This window comes from Burkholderia sp. IO2, assembly GCF_029522185.1.
GTDB classification, from domain to species: Bacteria; Pseudomonadota; Gammaproteobacteria; order Burkholderiales; family Burkholderiaceae; genus Burkholderia; species Burkholderia cenocepacia.
The window spans coordinates 231,308-257,301 of sequence record NZ_JAKWFH010000001.1 but is presented as its reverse complement, the minus strand read 5'-3'; the positions used below and the strand labels follow the sequence as shown (position 1 = coordinate 257,301).

General features: G+C 70.0%; 23 protein-coding genes. 15 read left to right on the top strand and 8 right to left on the bottom strand.

The annotated features are described in order from the left end of the window. Positions 1–10: 10 nt before the first annotated feature. Positions 11–1,636 (bottom strand): rhodanese-related sulfurtransferase, encoded by a 1,626-nt coding sequence (locus MMB92_RS01060; protein ID WP_058903067.1) that lies wholly within the window; start codon positions 1,634–1,636, stop codon positions 11–13. A gap of 105 nt (positions 1,637–1,741) precedes the next feature. Beyond that, on the bottom strand, positions 1,742–2,308 hold the full coding sequence (locus MMB92_RS01055) for a cysteine dioxygenase (protein WP_006482085.1): 567 nt from the start codon (positions 2,306–2,308) through the stop codon (positions 1,742–1,744). 17 nt (positions 2,309–2,325) lie between these two features. On the opposite strand from MMB92_RS01055, the gene MMB92_RS01050 reads away from it, so the two are divergent. Then, positions 2,326–3,300: a LysR family transcriptional regulator gene (locus MMB92_RS01050; protein ID WP_171984061.1), complete on the top strand. Its 975-nt coding sequence runs from the start codon at positions 2,326–2,328 to the stop codon at positions 3,298–3,300. A gap of 61 nt (positions 3,301–3,361) precedes the next feature. Here MMB92_RS01050 and MMB92_RS01045 read toward each other — a convergent pair whose 3' ends face one another. Continuing rightward, positions 3,362–4,726 carry an acyl-CoA dehydrogenase family protein gene (locus MMB92_RS01045; RefSeq protein WP_080330961.1) on the bottom strand — a complete coding sequence of 455 codons (1,365 nt, stop codon included), beginning with the start codon at positions 4,724–4,726 and terminating at the stop codon, positions 3,362–3,364. 226 nt (positions 4,727–4,952) lie between these two features. Here MMB92_RS01045 and MMB92_RS01040 point away from each other — a divergent pair, with 226 nt between their 5' ends. The 8 genes from MMB92_RS01040 to MMB92_RS01005 all read left to right on the top strand — a co-directional run bounded on the left by MMB92_RS01040 (position 4,953) and on the right by MMB92_RS01005 (position 13,065). After that, entirely contained in the window at positions 4,953–6,038 is a 1,086-nt protein-coding gene (locus MMB92_RS01040; RefSeq protein WP_006494954.1) for an LLM class flavin-dependent oxidoreductase, read from the top strand. Between the two features lie 23 nt (positions 6,039–6,061). Continuing rightward, positions 6,062–6,901 (top strand): class II aldolase/adducin family protein, encoded by an 840-nt coding sequence (locus MMB92_RS01035; RefSeq protein WP_006482666.1) that lies wholly within the window; start codon positions 6,062–6,064, stop codon positions 6,899–6,901. Positions 6,902–6,932: 31 nt separating this feature from the next. Beyond that, positions 6,933–7,967, top strand: a complete 1,035-nt coding sequence (locus MMB92_RS01030; protein WP_124632824.1) for an ABC transporter substrate-binding protein — start codon at positions 6,933–6,935, stop codon at positions 7,965–7,967. Positions 7,968–7,971: 4 nt separating this feature from the next. Next, the gene (locus MMB92_RS01025) at positions 7,972–9,069 is read left to right on the top strand and encodes an ABC transporter permease subunit (RefSeq protein ID WP_080322722.1); all 1,098 of its coding nucleotides are present in this window, start codon (positions 7,972–7,974) and stop codon (positions 9,067–9,069) included. Then, the gene (locus MMB92_RS01020) at positions 9,063–9,884 is read left to right on the top strand and encodes an ABC transporter ATP-binding protein (protein ID WP_006488658.1); all 822 of its coding nucleotides are present in this window, start codon (positions 9,063–9,065) and stop codon (positions 9,882–9,884) included. The genes MMB92_RS01025 and MMB92_RS01020 overlap by 7 nt, the downstream gene beginning before the upstream one ends. 50 nt (positions 9,885–9,934) lie before the next feature. Next, the gene (locus MMB92_RS01015; protein WP_012493303.1) at positions 9,935–11,116 is read left to right on the top strand and encodes a cytochrome c; all 1,182 of its coding nucleotides are present in this window, start codon (positions 9,935–9,937) and stop codon (positions 11,114–11,116) included. A 33-nt stretch (positions 11,117–11,149) separates the two neighbouring features. Beyond that, complete coding sequence (locus MMB92_RS01010) at positions 11,150–12,103, top strand: ABC transporter substrate-binding protein (protein ID WP_111441369.1); 954 nt, start codon at positions 11,150–11,152, stop codon at positions 12,101–12,103. 95 nt (positions 12,104–12,198) lie between these two features. After that, positions 12,199–13,065: an MOSC N-terminal beta barrel domain-containing protein gene (locus MMB92_RS01005; RefSeq protein ID WP_277562461.1), complete on the top strand. Its 867-nt coding sequence runs from the start codon at positions 12,199–12,201 to the stop codon at positions 13,063–13,065. A gap of 24 nt (positions 13,066–13,089) precedes the next feature. On the opposite strand, the gene MMB92_RS01000 is transcribed toward MMB92_RS01005, so the two are convergent. From MMB92_RS01000 to MMB92_RS00990, 3 genes are all read right to left on the bottom strand, one after another. Continuing rightward, entirely contained in the window at positions 13,090–14,511 is a 1,422-nt protein-coding gene (locus MMB92_RS01000) for a sensor histidine kinase (protein ID WP_034203352.1), read from the bottom strand. 79 nt (positions 14,512–14,590) lie between these two features. Further along, entirely contained in the window at positions 14,591–15,271 is a 681-nt protein-coding gene (locus MMB92_RS00995) for a response regulator (protein WP_006484260.1), read from the bottom strand. A gap of 126 nt (positions 15,272–15,397) precedes the next feature. Beyond that, a complete protein-coding gene (locus tag MMB92_RS00990) occupies positions 15,398–16,633 on the bottom strand; it encodes a multidrug effflux MFS transporter (protein ID WP_277562460.1) in 1,236 nt (411 codons plus the stop codon). 101 nt (positions 16,634–16,734) lie between these two features. Here MMB92_RS00990 and MMB92_RS00985 point away from each other — a divergent pair, with 101 nt between their 5' ends. From MMB92_RS00985 to MMB92_RS00965, 5 genes are all read left to right on the top strand, one after another. Then, a complete protein-coding gene (locus tag MMB92_RS00985; protein WP_012493301.1) occupies positions 16,735–18,213 on the top strand; it encodes a PLP-dependent aminotransferase family protein in 1,479 nt (492 codons plus the stop codon). Positions 18,214–18,409: 196 nt separating this feature from the next. Continuing rightward, positions 18,410–19,510 (top strand): ABC transporter substrate-binding protein, encoded by a 1,101-nt coding sequence (locus tag MMB92_RS00980; RefSeq protein ID WP_006490712.1) that lies wholly within the window; start codon positions 18,410–18,412, stop codon positions 19,508–19,510. A 108-nt stretch (positions 19,511–19,618) separates the two neighbouring features. Beyond that, positions 19,619–21,391, top strand: coding sequence for an iron ABC transporter permease (locus tag MMB92_RS00975; RefSeq protein ID WP_006490713.1), 1,773 nt, complete (start codon positions 19,619–19,621; stop codon positions 21,389–21,391). Next, entirely contained in the window at positions 21,384–22,451 is a 1,068-nt protein-coding gene (locus tag MMB92_RS00970; protein ID WP_006494964.1) for an ABC transporter ATP-binding protein, read from the top strand. Before MMB92_RS00975 ends, MMB92_RS00970 begins: the two co-directional genes overlap by 8 nt. A 154-nt stretch (positions 22,452–22,605) precedes the next feature. Further along, entirely contained in the window at positions 22,606–23,697 is a 1,092-nt protein-coding gene (locus tag MMB92_RS00965; protein WP_212093024.1) for a porin, read from the top strand. A gap of 144 nt (positions 23,698–23,841) precedes the next feature. On the opposite strand, the gene MMB92_RS00960 is transcribed toward MMB92_RS00965, so the two are convergent. Together MMB92_RS00960 and MMB92_RS00955 are read right to left on the bottom strand one after the other, a co-directional pair. Next, on the bottom strand, positions 23,842–24,804 hold the full coding sequence (locus MMB92_RS00960; RefSeq protein WP_277562459.1) for a zinc-binding alcohol dehydrogenase family protein: 963 nt from the start codon (positions 24,802–24,804) through the stop codon (positions 23,842–23,844). 30 nt (positions 24,805–24,834) lie between these two features. Next, a complete protein-coding gene (locus MMB92_RS00955) occupies positions 24,835–25,086 on the bottom strand; it encodes a hypothetical protein (RefSeq protein WP_006490702.1) in 252 nt (83 codons plus the stop codon). 95 nt (positions 25,087–25,181) lie between these two features. On the opposite strand from MMB92_RS00955, the gene MMB92_RS00950 reads away from it, so the two are divergent. Then, the gene (locus MMB92_RS00950; protein WP_006490701.1) at positions 25,182–25,973 is read left to right on the top strand and encodes a helix-turn-helix transcriptional regulator; all 792 of its coding nucleotides are present in this window, start codon (positions 25,182–25,184) and stop codon (positions 25,971–25,973) included. Positions 25,974–25,994: the final 21 nt, after the last annotated feature.

Sequence of the window (25,994 nt, the reverse complement as noted above, 5' to 3'; positions counted from 1 at the left end):
CTCGCGTCGGTCAGATCACGTTGAAGTGGTGCGTGCCGTCCCGCTTCAACTGGTCGACGAGTCCGTATTCCCAGTCGAGATACGCCTGCATCGCGGCAGCCGCGTTGTCGGTGCCTTCGTACGGGCGCCGGTAGCGGTCGACGCGCGGCGACGCGAGACGGGTCTCGCCGCTCTCCAGCGGCAGCCCGGCGTCGATCCACGCGGCCGTGCCGCCGGTCAGCACGCGGATGTCGGCCGACTCCGGCAGCAGCGCGCGCGCATCGTCCGCCGCGAACCGTGCCAGCAGGCTCGATCCGCACGTGAACACGTAGCGCTTCGCGGGCGGAATCGCCGCCAGCGCGTCGCGCAGCTGGGCGCGCACCGCGAACCACGCGCCCGGAATATGACGCTTCACGTAGTTCGCGCTGGCCGTCACGTCGACGATCGCGAGCTCGCCCGGCGCGGCCTCCTTCAGCCAGCCGGCGAGCGTCGCGGGCGACACGTCGGTCGCGGGCGGCGTTGCCGGCACGTCGCGCGGCGGCTGGCCGCGCTCGGCGAATGCCGCGGTGCCGGCCGGCTCGACGACGCACACGTCCCAGCCCATCTGCGCGAGCCACGACGCGGTCATGTCCGCGCGCACGCCGTCGTCGTCGGCCAGCACGATCCGCGCGCCGCGCACGGCCGCGTGATGGTCGGTCTCCTGCACGAGCTGGCCGCCCGGCGTGCTCAGGAAGCCCGGCAGATGGCCGGCTTCGTATTCCTCCGGCGTACGCACGTCGAAGCGATACAGCGTGCGGCCCGGTTCGTCGAGCGCGGCGACGTCGGCCAGCGCGATACGCGGCACGCCGGCGCGCTCGGCCACCGCGCGGGCGGCCCGACGCGCATCGGCGCGCTGCGCCGCGTCGATCTCGTCCGGAAAGCGGCGCGCCGCGCCGCGCTCGAGCGTCTGGCCGGCCAGCGTCCAGCCGATCGTGCCGTTGCGCAGCGCGGCGACCGGATTCGGCAGCCCCGCGTTGACGAGCGACTGCGTGCCGATGATGCTGCGCGTGCGGCCCGCGCAGTTGACGATCACCTGCGTGTGCGGATTCGGCGCGAGCGCCCGCACGCGCAGCACGAGTTCCGCGCCCGGCACGCTGGTCGACGTCGGGATGTTCATCGTCTGGTATTCGTCGAAGCGCCGCGCATCGACGATCACCACATCGGCTTTCGCGTCGATCAGCGCCTGCACCTCCTGCGCGGACAGCGACGGCGTATGGCGCTCGGCCTCGACCCATTCGCCGAACGACTTGCTCGGCACGTTCACGTCGATGAACAGTTCGCCGCCCGCCGCGACCCAGCCCGCGAGGCCGCCGTCGAGCAGCCGCACGTCGGTGTAGCCGAGCCGCGCGAGCGTGGCGGCCGCGCGCGGTGCGAGATCCTCACCGCCCGCTTCGCCGAACACGACGATCGGCGTGTCGCGGCGCGGAATCCGGGTCCACGCGTCGAGTTCGAGCTTCGACAACGGAAAGTTGGCGGCCCACAACGGATGGCCCTGCGCGTACGGATCTTCCTCGCGTACGTCGATCAGCGCGATCTCGTCACGGGCCAGCAGGCGCGCGCGTACGTCCTGGTACGACGCGACGGGAAAGCGGGAAATGGAATCGGCGGATTGCGTCACGATGTCTCTATGTTGAATACGTTGAAGTCGGTGAATGAAGCGGAACGGCTCGATCTTCGCCCTGCCGGCGCGCACCCGCAACGGGCCACGCCAGCGGGCTGTACGTCAGGCATTCGAATAGCCCGACACGAACGGCTTCACGGTCCCGTCGTCCAGGTACACCGCGCGCTCGACCTTGCCGATGTTCGCGCCGTACACGTGGATGCTGATCGATACCTGGTCGGCGAACGCGTTGGTCACGCGATGCACGTCGCCGATGCGCGGCGACACGGCCTCGACCTCGCCCGGCTGCAGCCGCACGGCGTCGCCCGCGGGCACCGGCTTGCCGGCCGCGTCGAACCGGTACGGCTGCGAGAACTCGCCGCCACGCAGCATCCCGATCAGCCCCCACACCGTGTGGTCGTGGATCGGCGTCGCCTGGCCGGGTCCCCACACGAAGCTGACGACCGAGAAGCGCTCGTCCGGGTCGAGATGCAACAGGTACTGCCGGTAACGCTCGGGATCGGGCTGCGCGAACGCGTCGGGCAACCAGTCGTCGTGTTCGACGAGCGCGGCGAGCAGCGCGCCGCCCTCGTCGAGAATGCGCGCCTCGTTCGCGCCGGACGCGAGCAGCGCATCCAGACCCTCGACGAACGGACGCAGCGGCGTCTGTTGCAACGAAAGCGTACTCATCGGCTGTCTCCTCGAATATGATGCCGAATATGATGGATCGTCATGATGCACCCGAAAGACCATGCAGAACAAACATGAAAATTAGCGATATCGACGCTTTTGCAGCGGTCGTCCGCTGCCAGACCCTGAGCCAGGCCGCAGCCGAGCTCGGGATGACGCAGCCCGCGATCACGCGGCGCGTCCAGAATCTCGAGGAAGCGCTCGGCGTGACGCTGCTCGACCGCAACACGAAACCGCCACGCCCGACCGACATCGGCCGGCAGGTATTCGACCAGTGTCGCGCGATCCTGCGCGAGGTCGATGCGCTGCGCGAACTGACGGCCGGCGGGCAACCGCCCGCTGGCGAATTCCGCATCGGGCTCACGCAAGGGCTCGGCGAGCTGATGCTGCCGGCGCTCATCGCGGATCTCGGCGCGCAGTGGCCCGCGCTCGCGACGCAGGTCACGACCGCATGGGGCGGCCAGCTCGTCGAACGCATCGCCCGCCGCGAACTCGAGGCGGCGCTGGTCTTCCTCGCGCGCGAGATGGTGCTGCCGGCGCAGGTCGAAGGCGTTCGGTTGCTGGCCACACGGCTCGTCGCGGTCGGCCGCAAGGGCGACTGGCCGCGCCGCAGCTACCGGCTCGCCGATTGCCACGCGCGCGGCTGGGTGCTCAATCCGGACGGCTGCGGCTTTCGTGCGGGCCTGCGGCGCGCGCTCGACGCGCAGGGCCTGCCGATGCCGGTCACGCTCGATGCGTACGGCCGCGACCTGCAACTGCAGAGCGTCGCGAACGGCTTCGGCCTCGGGCTGATGCCGTTGCCGCTCGTCGAAGGCAGCCCGCTGCGCGATGCGCTCGACATCGTGCCGCTCGCCGATTTCAAGCCGCAGATCGACCTGTGGCTGCTGCGCCGGCACGATGCGGCCCGCTTCGACGCGCCGCTCGCGGTCGTCGCCGCGCATGCGCGGACCGCGTTCGCGGTCGCCGAGCAGACGCACGACCAGGCTGCGTGACCACACCGGGCGGCGTCGGCAACGCGCCGCCCCAATGACCTGCGGGGCCACCCGACCCCGTTCACGCATCGCGTCGGTCGCGTTCGATCCCGTCGCGTGACGTTCCGCCCGCCGCCGCGTTCGTTGCTCCGGGCGTCGCCGCATCGAGCGCCGCCCGCCCCGCCGCCACCGCGATCGCATCGTCCTGCGGCGTATGCACGCGGCTGCACAGCACGTCGCGATAGTGGCGCTCCAGCGGATTGGTGCGGCTCAACCCGTGATTGCCCGACAGCTTCAGCGCCTGCTCGACCGTGCGGATCGCCTGCTCGGTCACGGTCCGCTTGACGAGGCCGCTGGTCGTCACCGACGGCGCATTGCCGGCGTCGGTGCGCGCGATGTGATCGTCGAGCAGCACGCGATTCGCGTGCAGCCAGCCCTCGATTTCGCCGACCGCTTCCTGCACGCGCGGCAGCGTCGCGAGCGGTGCGCCGAGCCCGCTCGGCGCACGCGTCGTCGCGAACTCGACCAGCCAGTCGCGCGATGCGCGCGCCACCGCGTCGTACAGGCTGCCGAGCAACGCGACCATCCACGCCTGCTGATCGGCCTGCGCGTCGGCATCCGCGTGCGTGGCAGCCGACACGACCCATGCGTCCGGCGCACGCACGTCGACCGCATGATCGGCCGGCAGCGGCACGTCGTCGAACACGACTTCATGGCTGCCCGACGCGCGCAGGCCGAGGTGATTCCAGCTTTCGATCACGCGGATGCGATCGCCGTCGGTGTCAGGGTCGCGCGGCACGAGAAACACGCCGACGCGCGGCGTCGGCTCGTCGGTGCGCGCCCACACGGCCAGCCAGCGCAGCGCCGGAATGCCGGTGCTGTACAGCTTGTGGCCCGAGAGCCGCCAGCCGTCGCCATCGCGGCGCGCGATGGTCGCCGGCAGCCCGCCGCGCGACGGCGAACCGAGCGCCGGCTCCACGCGCAGCGCATTGATCAGCGCACCGTGCGCGACCGCGCTGTCGAACACCGCGCGCCGCACCTGCGCCGGCCAGCGGTTGTCGGCGCGGCCGAGCGCGCGATGCTGCAGGTACGTCATCGTCAGCACCAGCGCGGTGGCGGGATCGGCCCGCGCGACGGCGGCGACGATCCGGCTCGCCTGCACCAGCGTCGCCCCGGCGCCGCCGTGCTCGCGCGGCACGACCTGCGCGATCAGCCCGGCACGATGCAGCCGCGCGAAGTTCTCGTGCGGAAAACGGCCGTCGACGTCGTTGCGGGCCGCATCGGCGGCGAGTTCGGGGGCGAGGTGTTCGAGCCGCGCGGCGAGGCGCGCGTCGTTCGTCCCGTCGGCGTCTGCGTCCGCAACGTCGGCGGTGCCGGCGGCATCGGCAGGCAGAAGGCGCAGCGCAGGTTGCGGTGGCGGCGAGGAAGCGGCAAGGCTGGCGGACATCGAAACGGATTCCCTGGGTAGTTCGGACACGGCGACGAGAACGGCGCCAACGCGCGCCCGATCATTCGCGAGCCCATAGCGTATGCGCAACGCATGCGGCCCCAAACCATGCAAATCTGATATTCAAATCGGGATTGATTATTTCCATTCCGCATGATCCCGGCGTTAACCTGCGCTCCATTCCTGCCCGGCCGTGCGCCGGGACGTCCCTGCACCGGAGACCCAGATGAGCGTCGAATTCATCGGCATGATCCAGAGCCAGAAGCAGTCGGAAATCCACCCGGCGTCCGGCCCCGTGGTCGATCCCGACTATGTGCGCGACTTTGCCCGCGCCCACGAAACGGCCGGCTTCGACCGGATCCTCGTGCCGCATCACTCGACCGGCCCGTCGGCGACGCTGACGATCGCGTTTGCAGCGGCCGCGACCGAGCGCATCCACTTCATGCTCGCGCATCGCCCGGGATTCACCGCGCCGACGCTCGCCGCGCGGCAGATCGCGACGCTCGACCAGTTCAGCCGCGGCCGGCTCGCCGTGCACTTCATCTCCGGCGGCTCGGACAGCGAACAGCAGCGCGACGGCGATTTCCTCGATCACGACGCACGCTATGCGCGCACCGACGAATACCTCGGCATCCTGCGGCGGATCTGGACGGAAACGCAGCCGTTCGATCACGACGGCGCGCACTACCGGTTCAAGCAGGGCTTTTCGGAAGTGAAGCCGTTCCAGCAGCCGCATGTGCCGATCTACTTCGGCGGCGCGTCGGAAGCCGCGCTCGCGGTGGCCGGCAAGCACGCGGACGTCTATGCGCTGTGGGGCGAATCGCTCGACCAGGTGCGCGACCTGACGACCCGCGTACGCGCCGAAGCCGCGAAGCACGGCCGCCAGGTGCGCTTCTCCGTGTCGTTCCGCCCGATCCTCGCGGCGACCGAGGACGAAGCGTGGGCGCGCGCGCACCGCATCCTCGACGAAACGCGCCGGTTGCGCGAAGCGGCGGGACTCGGCGCCGGCGGCCCGCAGCAGAGCGAAGGCGCGCGCCGCCTGCTCGCCGCGGCCGAGCGCGGCTCGCGCGTCGACAAGCGACTGTGGACCGAGATCGCGAAGCTCACCGGCGCGCGCTCGAATTCGACGGCGCTCGTCGGCACGCCCGAACAGGTCGCCGACGCGCTGCTCGACTACTACGACCTCGGCGTGACGACCTTCCTGATCCGCGGTTTCGACCCGTTGGAAGACGCGATCGACTACGGCCGCGAACTGATTCCGCGCGTGCGCAACGCCGTCGCCGAACGCGACGCGGCACGCCGCGCCGCCTGAGCCCAACGGAGCCCTACGCGATCATGTCCGCCGTCCTTTCGCCCCCCAACCGTACCGCATCGGGCCTCGTGCTCGCCGACACCCCGCGCCAGCACTTCTGGTTCGATCCGCCCGCGCCGCGCATCGACGTGGCCGCCGAGCGCCGCCACCGGCAGGAGCGGCTCGCAGCCGCGTTCCGGCTGTTCGCGCGCTTCGGCTTCGCGTCGGGCCTCGCCGGCCACATCACCGCGCGCGATCCGGAGCTGCCCGACCATTTCTGGGTGAACCCGCTCGGCGTGCATTTCTCGCAGATCAAGGTGTCCGACCTGCTGCTCGTCAACGCACGCGGCGAAACCGCGATCGGCCAGCGGCCGCTGAACAAGGCCGCGTTCGCGATCCATGCGGCGATCCACGAAGCCCATCCGCACGTGGTCGCCGCCGCGCACACGCATTCGACCTACGGCAAGGCCTGGTCGACGCTCGGTCGCCCGCTCGATCCGCTCACGCAGGACGCGTGCGTGTTCTACGAGGATCACGCGCTGTTCGACGATTTCACGGGGATGGTCGTCGACACCAGCGAAGGCGCGCGGATCGCCGAGGCGCTCGCGAAGCCGGACGGCACCACGCACAAGGGCGTGATCCTGAAGAACCACGGCATCCTGACGGCCGGCCCGACGGTCGAGGCCGCCGCGTGGTGGTACATCGCGCTCGACAACGCCGCGCACACGCAGTTGCTGGCCGAAGCGGCCGGCACGCCGCAGCCGATCGATCACGCGACCGCGCGCCATACGCACGGCCAGATCGGCGGCCCCGACGGCGCGCTGCATGCGTTCGACAGCCTGTTCGCGCGCGTCGTCGCCGACGAACCCGACCTGCTCGACTGAGCCGCCCTTGCGCTACCCCGGAGACCACACAATGACCCACACCACCGCACCCGCGCCCGCCGACGCGCACGACGACCAACGCCGCCGGCTGCTGCGCGCGGCCGGCGCCGCCGCGCTCGCCGTACCGGCGATCACGCTCGGCCGCAAGGCCTGGTCCGCGCCGCCGCTGAAGAAGCTGACGTTCGCGTGGAACCAGAACGCGTTCTGCCTGACGCCGATCGTCGTCGCGCAGGAGCGCGGCTTCTTCGAGAAGAACGGGCTGAAGGTCGAGCTGATCAACTACAGCGGCTCGACCGACCAGTTGCTCGAATCGATCGCGACCGGCAAGGCCGACGCGGCGGTCGGGATGATCCACCGCTGGCTCAAGCCGCTCGAAGCCGGCTTCGACGTGAAGATCATCGGCAGCTCGCACGGCGGCTGCGTGCGCCTGCTTGGCGCGAAGGCAGCCGGCGTCACGACGCTGCAGGCGCTGAAGGGCAAGACGGTCGGCGTCAGCGATCTGGCCGCGCCCGGCAAGCACTTCTTCTCGATCCTGCTCGCGAAGAACGGCATCGATCCGGAGCGCGACATCACGTGGCGACAGTATCCGGCCGACCTGCTCGGCGTCGCGGTCGACAAGGGCGAAATCCACGCGATCGCCGACGGCGACCCGAACCTCTATCTGCTCGAAAAGCGCAGCAACGGCGCGTATACCGAACTCGCGACCAACCTGTCCGGCGAATACGCGCGCAAGGTGTGCTGCGTGATCGGCGCGCGCGGCGACCTCGTGCGCAACGACCGGCCGTCGGCCGCCGCGCTCGCGCGCTCGATCGTGCAGGCCACCGAGTACACGCACGACAACCCGAACGAAGCCGCGAAGGTGTTCGCGAAGTATTCGCCGAAGATCAGCCCCGAGGATCTGCGCAGGCTGTACGCGACGCTCACCTACACGCATCACCCGACCAACGTCGACCTGCAGCAGGAAATCGCGTTCTATGCGGACGATTTCCGCCGCATCAGCGTACTGAAGAAGAGCACGGACCCGCAGCGCTTCGCGCAGCAGGTCTATGCGAACGTACTGGGGTAACGCGATGTCGACGATCGAACACGCTTCCGCCGCACGCACCGCATCGGCTCCGGCCGGCGCCGCCGCCAACGCTACAGCTTCCGCTCGCCCGGCCTGCACGACGTGCGACGCCACGCTGGCCGCGCAAGCGCGGCGCGAGCGTATCTGGCCGATCGGGGTCGCCGCCGCAGTCGCGTGGGCCGCGCTCGGCGCGCTCACGCAACTGTGGCCGAACCGGATCGTCGGCTTCAGCGACTGGGCGTACACCGACACGTTCGGCACGGCCGCGTGGACGATCGCCGCGCTGCTGCTCGTCGCCGCGACGCTCGGCCATCTCGTTGCGGCGACCCGCACGCGGCTCGCACGCGTGCGTCCGGCCGGCCCGTGGCTCGTCGCGCTGCCGCTCGTGCTCGCCGCGTGGGAAATCGTCACCGCGAAAACCGGCTGGCTGCCGACGCCGTTCTTCGCGCCGCCGCAGGCGCTGATCGAAGTCTACGTCGACGACTGGCCGCGCCTCGCCGGCAGCGCCGCCAACACGCTGAAGCTGCTCGCGCTCGGCTTCGCGTACGGCGTCACGGTCGGCTTCGCGGTGGGCGTGTCGATCGGCTGGTCGCGCCGGATCGGCTACTGGGTGCATCCGGTGCTGCGCGTGCTCGGGCCGGTGCCGGCCACCGCGCTGCTGCCGCTCACGTTCTACTTCTTCCCGTCGAGCTATTCGGCCGCCGCGTTCCTGATCGCGCTGGCGACGGGCTTCCCGGTTGCCGTCCTGACGTGGTCGGGCGTCGCGAGCGTGAACAAGCAGTACTACGACGTCGCGCGCACGCTCGGCGCGAACGCGCGCTTCCTCGTGCTGCGCGTCGCGATTCCGGCCGCGCTCCCACACGTGTTCGTCGGCATTTTCATGGGGCTCAGCGCATCGTTCACGGTGCTGGTCGTCGCCGAGATGATGGGCGTCAAGTCGGGGCTCGGCTGGTATTTGAGCTGGGCGCAGGGCTGGGCGTCGTACGTGAACATGTATGCGGCGCTGATCGTGATGGCGCTGCTGTTTTCCGGGCTGATCGCGCTGCTGTTCGCGCTGCGCGACCGTGTGCTCGCGTGGCAGAAAGGAACCGTCAAATGGTAAGCGCCGCCGTACTCGAACCGTCCGCGGCCATTGCCGCGGCGCCCGCCGTCACGCCGCCGCGCGGCGCGCGCATCGACATCCGCCGCGTCAGCCACGCGTTCGACGGCCCCGGCGGCGCGCTGCCGGTGCTCGACGACGTGTCGCTGTCGGTCGCGGCCGGCGAATTCGTCGCACTGCTCGGCCCGAGCGGCTGCGGGAAATCGACGCTGCTGCGCCTCGTCGCGGGGCTCGACGCCGCGCGGCAAGGCACCATCGCGCAGGACGGCGTGCCGATCGAGCGCCCCGATCCGTCGCGCATCGTCGTGTTCCAGGACCCGACGCTGTACCCGTGGCGGCGCGTGCGCGCGAACGTCGCGCTCGGCCTCGAAGCGCGCGGGGTGGCGCGCACCGCGCAGCATCGCGTCGACGATGCGCTCGCGCGCGTCGGGCTGCAGGAGTTCGCGAACGTGTTTCCGCATCAGTTGTCCGGCGGGATGGCGCAGCGCGTCGCACTCGCCCGCGCGCTCGTCAACGATCCGCGCCTGCTGATCCTCGACGAGCCGCTCGGCAAGCTCGATTCGCTGACGCGGCTCACGATGCAGGCCGAGCTGACCGCGCTGTGGCAGCGCGACGGGTTCTCCGCGCTGCTCGTCACGCACGACGTGGAAGAAGCGCTGTTCCTCGCGCAGCGCGTGATCGTGTTCGGGCCGCGGCCGGCCCGGATCGTCGCCGAACTGCGCGTCGACCTGCCCTACCCGCGCCATCGCGGCGACCCGCGCCTCGCCGCCTTGCGCCACGACGCGCTGCGGCATCTCGGGCTCGATGCGAGCTGGTAGATGCCGGATGCCGTTCGACGTTTGATTGCCGTCCGGCGGAGACGCGCGCGATGAATGCGCCGCCGTTCGCCGACTGGGCCATCGCGTTCCTGCAACTGCTGTATCGCGCGCAAATCGCGCTGGCGCATGGGCTCCACGCGATCGGCCTGACCGGCGACGCCGATGGCCAGGCCGCGTGGCCGTGGGCGCATCGCATCGCGCTCGAAACGCTGCGCATCGACGCGGGGCTCACGCGGCAGCTCGCGCTCGCCTGCGGCGTGACGGCGCTGGCCGTCGTGCTCGCGTGCACCGCGCTCGCTTCGCGCAAGTGGCGTATCGCATCGGCCATCGCCGCACTGGCCGTCGCGTGGTTCGCGCCGTGGCCGCCCGCTTCGCTGTGGCTCGCGCCGGCCGTGCCGACGAGCTTCCAGCGCGATCCCGCGCCGTTTTCCGTAGCGAACGTGATGCGCGGCGCGCACCTGTATACGCAACATTGCGCGGCCTGCCACGGCGCGGACGGACGCGGTGAAGGGCCGCTCGCCGCCACGCTCGCGCACTGGCCGCCGACCTTCGCCGGCGCGCTGCTCGCGCGTCGCCTCGACGGCGAACTGTTCTGGCGCGTGCGCCACGGCACGCAGGACGAGCACGGCGCGTCGACGATGCCCGGCTTCGCGGCGACACTCGGCCCGCAGGACACCTGGGCCGTGCTCGACTACCTGAAAGCGCTGGCCGCCGGCAGCGGCGCGCAGGCGGAAGGCGCGTGGCTGGTGCCGGTCCCGCTGCCGGCCCTCGACGTGCGGTGCGGCGGCGCCGCGCCTCAAGCGCTCGAGCGCTGGCGCGAAGGCCAGCGCGTGCGCGTCGTCGCGCTCGAGCCGGGCGCCACGCCACCGCCGGAAGACGCGCGCTGGCAGACCTTGCTCGTCACCGAAAACGGGGGGTTGGTGCCGCCGTCGACCGGCTCGCGCGCGAACTGCGTCGCGACGACCGCCGATGCGTGGCGCGCGTTCGCGACGATTGCCGGCGTCGCACCCGAGGCACTCGCCGGCACGCAACTGCTCGCCGATCGACGCGGGTGGCTGCGGGCGCGGGCGTTGCCGGGCAGCGCCGGCTGGTCGGACGCCGACCTGCTGTGCCGCTCGGATGCGGTGGCCCGGCCGGCCGCGCGCGCCACCAGCGGCGACGCCCTGACCGCGCTGCTGCTGCGTGTCGACAACGAACCCGTGCGCGACGTACAGGCCGGGCTCCCGCATTGAACCCACGAATCCTTCCTTCAACCGAACTTCACGATGAATCCGACCCGACGCCACTTCCTCGCGCAGGCGAGCGCCCTTGCCACGATCGCCGCCGCCCCGACTGCGCTGTGCGCGCAATCCGGTACACGGCCGCTGCTGCGCGCCGGCGACCAGAAAGGCGGGCTGCGCGCGCTGCTCGAAGCGGCCGGCGAACTGAACGGCCTCGCGTACGACATCGCGTGGACCGAATTTCCGGCCGCCGCGCCGCTCGCGGAAGCGCTGAACGCAGCCGCGGTCGACTGCGGGCCGATCGGCGACGCGCCGGTGATCTTCGCGCTCGCATCGGGCGCCCGCATCAAGGTGATCGGCGCGAACCGTTCCGATCCGTACGGCACGGCCGTGCTCGTGCAACCCGACGCCGCGCTGAAAGGCGCGGCCGACCTGAAGGGCAAGCGCATCGGCACCACGCGCGGCTCGATCGGCCATTTCGTCACGCTGAAGGCGCTCGATGCGGCCGGCCTGCCGCCCGATGCCGTGTCGTTCCGCTTCCTGCCGCCGGCCGACACGATGCTGGCGCTCGCCACCGGTTCGATCGACGCGTGGGCGACCTGGGAGCCCTACACCGCGCTCGCCGAAACGAGCGGCCGCGCGCGCGTGCTGGTCAACGGCCGCGGACTGTGGTCGGGCCTCAGCTATCTCGCGGCGACCGACGCGGCGATCGCCTCGAAGCGCGACGTGCTGCACGATTTCCTGCGACGCGTCGTGCGCGCGCAGGCTTGGTCGTACCGGCACGCCGACGCGTATTCGGCGGCGCTCGCGCGCATCATCGGCATTCCGCCGGCCGCCGCGAAGCTGCAATTCGAGCGCCGCGGCACGCGCTGGCTGCCGATCGACGCGACGGTGATTGCCGAACAGCAGCGCACGGCCGACTTCTACCTGAAGGCCGGGCTGCTGCGCCAGCCGCTCGACGTGCGCACGACCTTCGACACCGGCTTCCCGCTCGGCTGACGGATGCCTGGCGGTAGGCGGTACGCAGCCGCCCAAACGGCTTCGGCCCGATCTGGCACAATCGCGATTCGATCATCCCGCCGTCAGCCAGCGTCATGCCAGCCATCACCGAACTCTTCGTCTACCCGATCAAATCCTGTGCCGGCATCGCGCTCACGCGCGCGCAACTGCTTGAAACGGGCCTCGCCTACGACCGCCACTGGCTGATCACCGATCCGCACGGGCAGATGCTCACGCAGCGCACGCATCCGCGTCTCGCGCTGATCCGTCCGACGCTCGACAACGATGCGCTCGTGCTGAACGCGCCGGGCATGCCGGCACTGCGCACGCCGCTCGACGGCGACGCGACGCCCGCCACGCCGAAGATGGCGGCGACCGTGTGGCGCGACACCGTCGACGCGATCGACACGGGCGCCGAAACGGCCGCGTGGCTCACCGAATTCCTCGGCGTGCCGACGAAGCTCGCGCGCTTCGGCCCCGATGCACGCCGCGGCTGCAATCGCAAATGGACCGGCGAGATCGATACGCATACGCAGTTCGCGGACGGCTATCCGCTTTTGGTGATCGGCCAGTCGTCGCTCGACGACCTGAACGCGCGGCTTGCCGCGAAAGGCGCGCCGGCGATCCCGATGAACCGCTTCCGGCCGAACATCGTCGTGTCGGATCTCGACGCGTACGAAGAGGATTTCGTCGAGCATCTCGACGTCGACGGCGACACGCCGGTGCGGCTGCGACTCGTGAAGCTGTGCACGCGCTGCCCGATGCCGACGATCGACCAGGCGACCGGCGCGCCCGATCCCGCATGGCCGCACGAGCCGACCGACACGATGCAGACCTATCGCGCGAATCCGAACTACGACGGTGCGCTGACGTTCGGCATCAATGCGATCGTCGTCGAAGGTGCGGGTGCGTGGCTCGAAGTCGGGCAGCCGGTCGAAGCGGAGATCGGCTTCGGCGATTGAGCCGGATAGCACCATCCGTTCCCTTCACGCGGCGCGCGGCATCGCATCACTCACCGCCGCCGGCAGCCGGATCGTCACGATCAGCCCGCCGCCGGCCGCATCGGCCAGCGTCACGCTGCCCTGATGCACACGCGCGATTTCCCGCACGATCGACAACCCGAGCCCCGTTCCTTCGACCGTCTGCGTCTTGCTGCCGCGATGGAAGCGCTCGAACACCGCGTCGCGTTCGTCGGCCGGAATGCCCGGCCCGTTGTCGATCACGTCGAGCCGCGCGTCCGCGCCGTCGCGCGAGACGCGCACCGTGATCACCGCACGGTCGCCCGCATAACGGATCGCGTTGTCGATCAGGTTGCCGACCATTTCGCCGAGCAAGTCGGACTGCCCGAGCACGTCGACGTCGGCCTCGTGCTCGAAGCCGAGATCGATGTCGCGTGCGCGCGCGACGGGCGACCAGTCGAGCGTCACGCTGCGCGCGAGCCGGTGCAGCGCGACCGGCTTGTGCGCGACCGCATGGCCGCTGTCCGAATCGAGCCGCGACAGCGACAGCAATTGCTGGACGATCTTCGCGGCCTGCCGCACCGCGCCGTTCGCGCGCCGCAGGTGCACGTTCGCGCGCGGCTGCTCGTCGGGCCGCAACGCGAGCTCGACGCCCGCCTGCACGGCCGCGAGCGGCGTCTTCAACTGATGGGCCGCATCGGCGAAGAAACGCCGCCGCGCCACCTGCATCCGCTGCGTGCGGCCGATGTACTGGTTGATCGAATCGACGAGCGGCGCGAGCTCGCTCGGCATCGCGCCGGTGTCGAGCGGCGTCGTGTCGTCCTCGCTGCGCGCGGCGACGGTGGCCGACAGCCGGTTCAGCGGCCGCAGCCCGCGGCCGACGCCGAGCCACACGATCCCGAGCGCCAGCACGACGAGCAGCCCTTCCTGCAGCAGCGACCCGATCAGGATCTCGCGCGCGAGCGCCTGGCGCGCCTCGATCGTCTCGCCGACCATCACCCAGACGATGCGCGACTGCGCGGTCGGCACGTCGTGCACCGGAATGCGCAGCGCGGCCATCCGCAATTGCTCGCCGCGATACACGACGTCGTAGTAGCGCGTGACGAACGGCGCGCCGTCGCCCGCGTCGCGCCCCTGCGGCAGCGGCAGGTCCGGATAGCCGGTGATCGTGTGGCCGTTGTCCTCGCGGATCAGGTAGTAGATCTTGCCGCCGTCGCTCGATTCGAGCATTTCGAGCGCGAGATACGGCAGGTCGACCTCGACCTCGCCGTCGTTGAGCCGCACGCCTTCGCGGATCGACTTCAGCGACGACGACAGCGTGCGGTCGAACGCGACGTGCGCGGCGCTCATCGCACGCTGGTACGTGAGCCACGAGTCGAGCGCGAGCAGGCCGAGCAGCGGCAGCAGCAGCCACAGCGCGACCTGCGCGCGCAGGTTCGGGCGGGTCATCATGCCTGCCGCCGCGCCGCCCCGAGGAACGCATGCGCTCCCTCGGGAGGCAGCGAATGACCGTGAGCGCGGGGGCCGCTCATTCAGCCGTCTCCGCCTTCGCTTCGAGCAGATAGCCCAGGCCGCGCAGCGTGACGATCGCGACGCCCGTGTTCTCCAGCTTCTTGCGCAACCGGTACACGTAGATCTCGATCGCGTCCGCGTTGACCGATTCGTCGAGCCCGAAGATCTTCTCCGACAGCGTGTCCTTGTTGATCGCGCGACCGTTGCGCAGGATCAGCACCTCGAGCACCGAGCGCTCGCGCGGCGTGAGCGACAGCGGCTCGCCCGCGAGATGGAAGCTGCGGTCGATACTGTCGTACGAAAGCGGCCCGCATTCGACGCGCGAATGCTCGTGACCGAGGCTGCGCCGGATCAGCGCGCGGGCGCGCGCCTCCAGTTCGGTCAGCTCGAACGGCTTCGCGAGGTAGTCGTCGGCGCCGAGATCGAGCCCCTTCACGCGGTCCTCGACCGACCCGTGCGCGGTGAGGATCAGCACCGGCACCGGATTGCGGCGCGCACGCAATCGCCGCAGCACCTCCAGCCCGTCGAGCTTCGGCAACCCGAGATCGAGGATCACCAGCGCGTAGTCCTGCGTGCGCAGCACGTGGTCCGCCGCCTCGCCGTCGGCCATGTGATCGACCGCGAAGCGCGCGGCGCTCAGCGCGTCGTTCAGCGACTGGGCCAGGTTCGGGTTGTCTTCGACGAGCAGCACACGCATGGGGATTCCGGTAAGGTCAGCGAACAGCCCGCTACATTACATGATCCTTTCCGTCTCCACGCCTCGCGGAAACACGGGTTGCGCGGGTGTCGCGAACCCGCCGCGCGCGATGCCGGCCACCGCGCCTCAGCGTTCGGCCGCCGCACGGTTGCGCGCCGCGATGCGCGCCTCGCCGGCCACGCCGCGCTCGCGAAAACCGGCCACCACCGCGACGAACGCGATGCTCGCGCCGGCCGTGACGACGATCATCGGGTGCGCGGTACCGTCCGACAGCCACGCCAGCACGCCGCCGCACGCGGCCGTGATCGCCATCTGGATAAAGAAGAACAGCCCCGACGCGGTGCCGGCGATCTGCGTGTACGGCTGCATCACCGCGAACTGGCAGGCCGGAATCGCGACCCCGACCGCGATCATCACGACGAACATCGGCACGACGAGCGCCGTCACCGACGTCGGGGCGATCGCGCCGCCGACCCACAGCGCGGCGGCGCCGGCCAGATTGACGACCGCCGCCGCCGCGATGACCGAATCGGCGGACCAGCGCACGCTGGTCCGCGCGAACGCATTCGAGCCGATCAGGTAGCCGAGCACGGTCACGCCGAAGATCGCTGCATAGACCGGCCCGGACACCCCGATGTGCCGCTGGAACAGCGTCGACGATTCCGCGATGAACGGATAGTAGGTGCCGTAGGCAAAGCTGATCGCGAATGAATAGCGCAGGAAACGCCGGTCGCGCAGCAGGCCGGCGTAGGTCCGCAGCAGCCCGGCGCCGGCGGGCGGCCGCGCGTCGCGTTCACGGGTTTCAGGCAGGTAGCGCAGCACCATCGCGGTCGCGACCAGCCCGCCCGCCGCCAGCCAGCCGAACACGCCGCGCCAGCCGAGCCACTCGGCAATCGCGCTGCCGGCCAGCGGCGCGACCACCGGCGACAGCGCCATGCCGGCCGAAATATGCCCGAGCATCGTGGCCTGCGTCGCGGCCGGAAAGCGCTCGCGCACGATCACGCGGCCGATCACCGTGCCGCTGCAGCCGCCCAGCGCCTGGCACACGCGCGCGGCGATCAGCGCCGGGATGCTGGTCGACCATGCGCACGCGACGCTCGCGACGACGTACAGGCACAGGCCGCCGAGCAGCACCGGGCGTCGGCCGTAGCGGTCGGACAGCGGCCCCGACACCAGCATCGACAGCGCATAGCCGACCATGTAGAGGGTCAGCGTGAGTTGCAACTGCGCGTCGGTGCCGTGCAGCGCATCCGCCATCGCGGGCAGCGACGGCAGGTACGCATCGATCGTGACGCGCGGCAGGCACACGACGAGCATCAACAGGAACAGCCAGCCCCGGCGGGGTAGTGAGCGCGTCTTCATGCGGTAGGTCCGTGTGGGTCGGATGAGTGGGGTCGACAGCAATCTAAGGCGAAAGTGATATAAGCTGAAGGACCATTAAATCGCCCATTGACTGGACCACTATGCCGCGAGGCAAAGCCGCGATTCCGCTGGACCTGCCGCGCCCTGCCGGGCTGTCGGGCGGCAGCCCGCAGTCGAAGCAGGAATGCATCGCCGACACGATTCGCGACGCGATCCTGAAACGCCTGCTGCCGGGCGACAGCCCGCTGCCGTCGAGCCGGACGCTGGCCGCGCGCTGGGATGTCGCGCGCGGCACCGTCGAAGCGGCGTACGACATCCTGTGCGCCGAGGGTTACATCGCCCGTACGCAAGGGTCCGGCACGCGCGTGTGCGCGGTCGTGCCGGACAGCTATCTGCGCGCGACGGCTCAGTCGCGCGGCGGCGCCCCGCGCCCCATCCCGGCTTCGCCGGCGCCGGCCGCCCCGGCCGAGCCCGAGCACGGCGTGCGCCCCGGCGTCCCGTTCGTCGCGCGGCTCGCCGATCCCGGCCTGCTGCCGATGCAGCAATGGAAGAAGGCGCTCGGCGCCAGCCTGCTCGCCGCGACGGCGGACGATCTCGGCGCGACGCCGGCGCAAGGCGTCGAGGGCCTGCGCGCGGGAATCGCCGCGTACCTGCGGGAATACCGCGGCATCCCGTGCGGGGCCGCCGACATCGTCATCACGACCGGGATCCGCCACGCGATCGACCTCGTCGCACGCACGCTGCTCGCGCCCGGCTCGACGGTGCTGATGGAGGACCCCGGCTATGCGTCGGCGTGGCAGATCTTCACGTTCGCGGGCGCGACCGTGATCGACGTGCCGGTCGACCGGGAAGGAATCGACACCGCGTCGCTGGAGCGCCATCCCGATGCGCGCGCCGCGTACGTGACACCCGCCCATCAGGCGCCGCTCGGCGTCACGATGTCGGTCTCGCGCCGGCTCGAACTGCTCGACTGGGCGCAGCGCCACCGCACGTGGATCATCGAGGACGACTACGACGGCGAATTCAGCTACCAGACCGCCCCGCTGCCCGCGCTGAAATCGCTCGACGCGTGCGACCGCGTGATCTATTGCGGGTCGTTCAACAAGACGCTGTTTTCCGGGCTGCGCATCGGCTTCATGGTGGTGCCGGCGGCACTGCGGCCGGCGCTGTCCGCCGTCTGGCACGCGACCGCGCGCTCGGTCGGCGTCGCGCCCCAGCTGGCGCTGGCCCGCTTCATCGGCCACGGCGATTTCGCGAAGCACCTGCGCGCCGCCCGCCACGCGTACCGCCAGCGGCGCGACATCGTGCTCGACCAGTTGGCCAAACATGCCGGCGGCCGGTACACGGTGACCGGCGAGCACGCGGGCTTTCATTTCGTGCTGTGGCTGCCGCCCGGCCTCGACGACGCGGGCTGGGTCGCGCAAGCCCGCGCGGCCGGCATCGCGCTGCAGCCGATCCGCGGCTTCTGTCGAAGCGCCCGGTGCGAAGCGGGCGTCGTCGTCGGCTATGCCGCGCTGACGGCCGCGCACGCGCGGCATGGCGGCCGCGTCCTCGGCCAGTTGCTGGCCGCCTCCGCATAGCGCGCGACCACGCGCCGCGTCCTCCCCCTTCTCGCCCCGCCGCACGCCGCGCAACCCGCGGCGGCGGCCGCGTCGACCTCGGGAAATCCATGACACGGACGGCGCGATTGCGCACCGGAATGAAAGCAGGCTGAAAGTGCCCCGCAATTAACATCCGCGTCACTCGAACAAAACCCACGCATCACTGGAGGAAGACATGCCGTTTGCACCGAAGCAACTCGCCGCCGCGCTCGCGGTCGTTCTGGGCACTGCCGCCGGCAGCGCCGTCGCGCAGGTTCCGGCCGGCTACCCGGGGAACTACCAGGGCGTGATCGACGCCGCGAAGAAGGAAGGCAAGCTGATCGTCTACTCGACCACCGACACGGGCCTCGTGCGTCCGCTGATCAAGGACTTCGAAAGCCTGTACGGCGTGAAAGTCGAGTACAACGACATGAACAGCACCGAGCTGTACAACCGCTACATCAGCGAGAACGCGGCGAGCAGCACCAGCGCCGACGTGCTGTGGAGCTCGGCGATGGACCTGCAGGTCAAGCTCGTCAACGACGGCCTGATGGCGTCCTACGATTCGCCCGAAAGCCCGAACGTGCCGCAATGGGCGCAGTACCAGAAGCAGGCGTACGGCACGACGTTCGAACCGCTGGCGATCGTCTACAACAAGCGCCTGATCCCCGAGAACGAGGTGCCGAAGACCCGCGCCGACCTGATCAAGCTGCTCACCACGCAGGCCGACAAGTTCAAGGGCAAGGTCACGACCTACGACATCGAGAAATCGGGCGTCGGCTTCAACTACCTGACGCAGGACGCGCACGTGAACGAGAAGGTCACGTGGGAACTCGTGAAGGCGATCGGCGCGACCGGCCCGAAGCTGCAGTCGAGCACGGGCGCGATGATGGAGCGCATCTCGTCGGGCGAGAACCTGATCGGCTACAACATCATCGGGTCGTATGCGTACGCGAAGGCGAAGAAGGACAAGTCGATCGGCTACGTGTTTCCGAAGGACTACACGCAGGTCGTGAGCCGCCTCGCCACGGTATCGAAGAAGGCGAAGAACCCGAACGCCGCGAAGCTGTGGGTCGACTACCTGCTGTCGAAACGCGGCCAGACGCTGATCGCGAACCAGGCGAACCTGTACGCGATCCGCACGGACGTGAGCGGCGAAACGTCGGCCGCGAGCCTCACGAAGGAGCTCGGCGATTCGCTGAAGCCGATCCAGATCGGCACCGGTCTGCTCGTCTATCTCGACCAGTCGAAACGCCTCGCGTTCCTGAAGCAATGGCAGCAGGCGATCAAGCGCTGATGCGCTGAGCCGCTGACCTCGGGCCGCCCGCCGCACGTCGCGCGGACGGCCCCTTCCCCTTACCGACTTCCTTGAGGCGGCCATCCGGATGGCCGCAGGGGCGAACTCATGCTTTCAACCAGCACCCGCGGCACGGCACCGGCCGTTCCGCCCGCCACCGGCCCGCGCGACGCGATTCCCGCGCTGCCGGTCAGCAGCCTGCAGCCGCTCGCCGGCATGCTGCGCTGGATCGTCGTCGCGGTCCTGACCGTCGCGGTCGCGCTGCCGCTCGGCTTCATCCTGTTCCAGAGCCTGCTGTCCGCGCCGTTCTTCGACGCGAACAAGACGCTCGGCATCGAAGGCTTCCGCTTCATCTTCAGCGATCCCGACTTCTGGTCGGCCGTGAAGAACTCGTTCATCATCGCCGGCGGGATGCTGTTCATCTCGATCCCGCTCGGCGGCATCCTCGCGTTCCTGATGGTGCGCACCGACCTGCCCGGCCGCCGCTGGCTCGAACCGCTGCTGCTCACGCCGGTGTTCGTGTCGCCGATGGTGCTCGCGTTCGGCTACGTGGTCGCGGCCGGCCCGGTCGGCTTCTACTCGGTGTGGTTCAAGGAACTGTTCGGGGTGCAGAACGTGCCCTGGAACGTGTATTCGATCTTCGCGATCACGGTGATCGTCGGCCTCACGCACGTGCCGCACGTGTACCTGTATTCGTCGGCCGCGCTGCGCAACCTCGGCTCGGACGTCGAGGAAGCCGCCCGCGTGACGGGCGCCCGCCCGTTCCGCGTCGCGCTCGACGTGAGCCTGCCGATGACGATGCCCGCGCTGCTGTTCGCCGGCGTGCTGGTGTTCTTCCTCGGCTTCGAGGTGTTCGGGCTGCCGCTTGTGCTCGGCGATCCGGAAGGCCACCTCGTGCTCGCGACCTACCTGTACAAGCTGACCAACAAGCTCGGCGTGCCGTCGTATCACCTGATGGCCGCGGTCGCGGTGTGCATCGTCGCGATCACGTTCCCGCTCGTGCTGCTGCAGCGCCGCCTGCTGAAGACCGCGAACCGCTTCGTCACCGTGAAGGGCAAGGCCGGCCGCGCGACGGTGCTGCCGCTCGGCGTGTGGCGCTGGGTCGCGCTCGCGATCGTCGCGCTGTGGCTGATGCTGACCGTGATCGTGCCGATCTCGGGCATCGTGCTGCGCGCGTTCGTGACCAACTGGGGCGAAGGCGTGCCGCTCGCCGACGTGCTGACGCTGTCGAACTTCATCGAACTGTTCGAGCAGGACAACCTGGTGCGCGCGATCGTCAACACGCTCGGCATCGGCGTGATCGGCGGCGCGCTCGCGATCGGCTTCTACTCGCTCGTCGCGTTCGCCGGCCACCGCCGCCCCGACTGGGCGACCAAGCTGCTCGACTACCTCGTGCTGCTGCCGCGCGCGGTGCCGGGTCTCCTCGCCGGTCTCGCGTTCCTGTGGATCTTCCTGTTCGTGCCCGGCCTGCGCGAGCTGAAGAACTCGATGTGGAGCATCTGGATCGCGTACACGGTCGTGTGGCTCGCGTACGGGATGCGGCTCATCCAGAGCGCGCTGCTGCAGGTCGGCCCCGAGCTCGAGGAAGCCGGCCGCAGCGTCGGCGCGACCCGCAGCCGCGTATCGCTCGACGTGACGCTGCCGCTCGTGCGCTTCGGCCTGCTCGCCGCGTGGCTCCTGATCTTCATGATCTTCGAGCGCGAATACTCGACGGCCGTCTACCTGCTGTCGCCCGGCACCGAAGTGATCGGCGCGCTGCTCGTGTCGCTGTGGGCGACCGGCGCCGTCGACCAGGTCGCCGCGCTCTCTGTCATCAACATCGCGATGGTCGGCGCCGGTCTCGGCGTGGCCCTGCGCTTCGGAGTGAAACTTCATGGATAAGCTCATCGTCGACGACCTGCATCTCAGCTACGGCGCCAACCCGATCCTCAAGGGCGTGTCGTTCGAACTGAAAGCCGGCGAAGTCGTGTGCCTGCTCGGCGCGTCGGGCAGCGGCAAGACTACGCTGCTGCGCGCGGTAGCCGGCCTCGAACAGCCGTCCGACGGCCGCATCCAGCTCGACGACCGCGTGTTCTTCGACGGCGCACAGCGCATCGACCTGCCGGTCGAACAGCGCTCGCTCGGCCTCGTGTTCCAGTCGTACGCGCTGTGGCCGCACCGCACCGTCGCCGACAACGTCGGCTACGGGCTCAAGCTGCGCCGCGTCGCACCGGCCGAACAGAAGCGCCGCGTGCAGACCGCGCTCGACCAGCTCGGCCTCGGCCATCTCGCGGAACGCTTTCCGCATCAACTGTCGGGCGGCCAGCAGCAGCGTGTCGCGATCGCCCGCGCGCTCGTCTACAACCCGCCCGTGATCCTGCTCGACGAGCCGCTGTCGAACCTCGACGCGAAGCTGCGCGAGGAGGCACGTGCGTGGCTGCGCGAGCTGATCGTGTCGCTCGGGCTGTCGGCCCTTTGCGTGACGCACGACCAGACCGAAGCGATGGCGATGTCCGACCGCATCCTGCTGTTGCGCAACGGCCGCATCGAGCAGGAAGGCACGCCGGCCGAGCTGTACGGCGCGCCGCGCTCGCTGTACACCGCCGAATTCATGGGCAGCAACAACCGGATCGACGCGCGCGTCGCCGCGATCGACGGCGAATGCGTGACGCTCGCCGGCGACGGCTGGCAACTGCAGGCGCTTGCCCGTGACACGCTGGCACCCGGCCAGGACGCCCAGGCCGTGATCCGCCTCGAACGCGTGCAGGTCGCCGACGGCCCGGGCGCGAACCGGCTGCAGGCCGACCTCGTCACGTCGATGTATCTCGGCGACCGCTGGGAATACCTGTTCCATTGCGGCGAGATGCGCCTGCGTGCGTTCGGCCATGTGCCGCGCGCGGCCGGCAAGCACTGGATCGAATTCCCGACCAACGACTGCTGGGCGTTCGCGAAAGCGGGCTGACCCGGGCGCGGCGGCTCGCCTGCCGCCGCGCATGTCGCGCGCCTCGCGCCACGCAACGGCCTTCCGTCCGGCGGACGCTTCCCGGCGTCCGCCGCGGGCGGTCGCGCGCCGTATCCGTTTCACCCAACCCACAAGAACCAAGGAGACACCGCCAATGAAGTCATGCGCACACCGTTCCCTTCACGCCGCCGTCCTGACCGGGTCGGCCGCCGTGGCCGGCCTCGCGGCAGGCGCCGCGCACGCGCAGTCGTCGGTCACGATGTACGGGATCATGGACGCCGGCATCGAATTCACGAACCATGCGGCGCCGCAAGGCGGCAATTCGGTCAAGCTCAAGTCGGGCAACAAGAACACGTCGCGCTGGGGCCTGCGCGGCGTCGAGGATCTAGGCGGCGGGCTGAAGGCCGTGTTCCGCCTCGAAAGCGGGATCGACCTCGCGAACGGCGCGTCCGACGACGGCCCGGACTCGATCTTCGCGCGCCGCGCGACGGTCGGCCTGAAAGGCAAATGGGGCGAACTGTCGCTCGGCCGCAACTTCACCGTCACTTACGACTACATGCTGCCGTTCGACCCGATGGGTTACGCGCAGAACTACTCGTGGGCGACCTCGTCGATGGCGACCGGCGGCCGCAAGGACGGCCTGTTCACGCGCTCGTCGAACGCGGTGCGCTACGACGGCGAATTCAGCGGCTTCAAGTTCGGCGCGCTGTACGGTTTCGGCAACGTGCCGGGCAGCATGAAGACCAGCTCGAAGTACGATTTCGCGGTCGGCTACGAGACGGGGCCGTTCGCGGCCGTCGTCACGTTCGACCGGCAAAACGGCGCGGCCGACAGCGTCACGCCGGCCGATACCGTCAACTACATCCAGGGCATCCACGCGGGCCTGAGCTACGACTTCGGCAACCTGAAAACGATGGCCGGCTATCGCAACTATCGGCGCACGTTCCACACCACGGCCGCGAACCAGTTGAGCGACATGTATTGGCTCGGCGGGTCGTACCAGTTCACGCCGACGTTCTCGCTGATCGCGGCCGTCTATCACCAGAACATCAAGGGCGGCACGGACGCCGACCCGACGCTGGTGTCGGTGCGCGCGAACTACGCGCTGTCGAAGCGGACGGTGCTGTATGCGGCCGGCGCGTTCGCGATCGCGAAACACGACCAGAAGGTCGGCGTGTCGCGCGATTTCGCCGGGTATGGCACCACGCAGGTCGGGGTCACGGCGGGGATTCAGCAGCGGTTTTGAAGCTGACGTGACGAGCGGCAGCGGGTGATCGGCCGCCCCGCCTGCTTTCACGTTACGCGCGGCGGCATGACGGCGAATGGCCCGATGCCGCCGCGCAACCCGGCGCTCACGCCACATCCGGCCCGCCACGTGGCGATCCGCCGCTCACCCGCCACGCATCGTGAACACCGGACGCACGACGCTGCTCGAATCGCCCCAGTGTTCGCCAACGGCCGACAGCGGCACCGTGCGCGTGTCGATCGCGAGTCCTGCCTCGCCGGCCGCTTCGAACACGCCGCGCACCGACGCCAGCAGGCGCGGCAACGGCACGCTGCCCAAGCCGCTGCCCATCAGCTCGATCGCGGTCGCGCGCAGCACGGCGCCCGGCAACAGCACATCCGCGCCGCTGATCGAGCCGATCTCCACGAAACGCAGCCGCCGGCCGCCGGGCGTCGCCTTCGCGGCGACAACCAGCAGCGTCTGCGCGCTGGCGCCCCACAGATAATCGAGCACGACGTCCACGCCTGCGCGGAAATGCGGTTCGAGCGCCCGCGCCAGATGCACGTCGTCCTGCTGCAGCGACACCACCGCGTCCGCGCCGGCACTCAGCAACGCCTGCAACGCGGCCGCGTTGCGGCCCGTCGCGATCACCTTCGCCGCGCCGAGATGCTTCGCGATCCGCACCGCGAGCCGCCCCGACGTGCCCGTTGCGCCATTGACGAGCACCGTCTCGCCCGCGACGAACCTCGCGCGTTCGGTCAGCGCCGCCCACGACGACATCCCGGGAATCGCGATCGCCGCGGCCGTGACATCGTCGAGCGCGTCCGGCAGCGGCACGCACTGCGTATCCGGCGCGATCGTGCGTTCGGCCATCGCACCGAACGGCGCGGGCGCACCGAAGAAGTAGACGCGCCGGCCATCATCGAGACGCCCCACGCCGTCGACACCCACAACGAACGGATAAGCGCCAACGGAGGAATAATGCGTACCCGCCGCACGCCCCTGCGCGATGCGGCTCAGCGCGGACGCCGTCACGTCGATCAGGCTGTGGCCCGGCATCGCACTCGGCGGTTCGAACTCCGTATGAACCGGACGCTGTCCGGCGCCTTCGACGACTGCTGCTTTCATGGTGATTCCTTCGATTCTGGAGAGTGGGCCTTACCGGGCATCGAGCCATGCGCGCAGCGCGGGGTCGCGTACTTCCAGCACGTCGAACAGGCCGAGCGCACGCAGCGCGGGCAACGCATCGATCGCGTCGGCCTCCGCACGCGCCCGCTCGGCCGGGGCAGCGTTCGGGTCGATCAATACACGCGCGTTGACCAGAAACGCGCCGACGGTCCCCTTGCGGATCGTCGTTCCGCCGGCATCGATCCGGTCGGCATGGTCGGGAAGCATCTGTTCGGCTCGCATCGCGTCGTACTCCGGTTGTCATCGATGGACGCAGTGTAGGCGTGCGAATCCGGCCGATCTCCGGTATAACAGCCATTCGATACCGATATCCGGCCATGTCCGATCCACTCCTGCCCGCCCGCTTCGTCACGTCCGACGACGGCCCGTTCGTGGTCGCCGCCGTCCTGTCGCAACGCGACCCGCGCATCACCGCGCCGCATTCGCATGCGCGCGGCCAGCTCGTCGGCGCGCTGAGCGGGCTCGTGACGATCGGCCTCGACGACCAGGAGTGGGTCGTGCCGGCGATTCATGCAATCTGGATTCCGCCGCATTGCCGGCATTCGCTGCGCTCGTTCGGGCCGATTGCCGGCTGGTCGGCGTTCGTCGCCGAAGCCCGCTGCGCGGCGCTGCCGGCGACGCCGCGCGCGATCCGCACGACGCCGCTGCTGCGCGAAGCCGTGCAGCGCGCGGCGAGCTGGGGCGATTCCGATCTGAATGCCGCGCAGACGCGGATCGCCGACGTGATCCTCGATGAAATCGCGGCGTCGGAAGCCGAGGCGCTGGGGCTGGTCCGGCCGCGGGACCCGCGGCTCGTGAAGATCACCGATGCGCTGGCCGCGGATCTCGCGAACGACCGGCGGCTGGAGGAATGGGCCGAATGGGCCGGCATCGGCGCGCGGACGATGAGCCGCCGCTTCGTCGCCGAGACGGGGCTGACGTTCGCGCAGTGGCGTCAGCAGGCCAGGCTGCTGCGGGCGCTGGAGCGCATTGCCGACGGCGTGCCGGTGACGACGATCGCGCTCGATCTCGGGTACGACAACGTGAGCGCGTTCATCGACATGTTCCGGCGCGCGCTGGGGACGACGCCGGGAAGGTACCTGGAGGCGGGACGGCAAGCACCGGGATAAGTACGGCCGCCATGCGCGGGC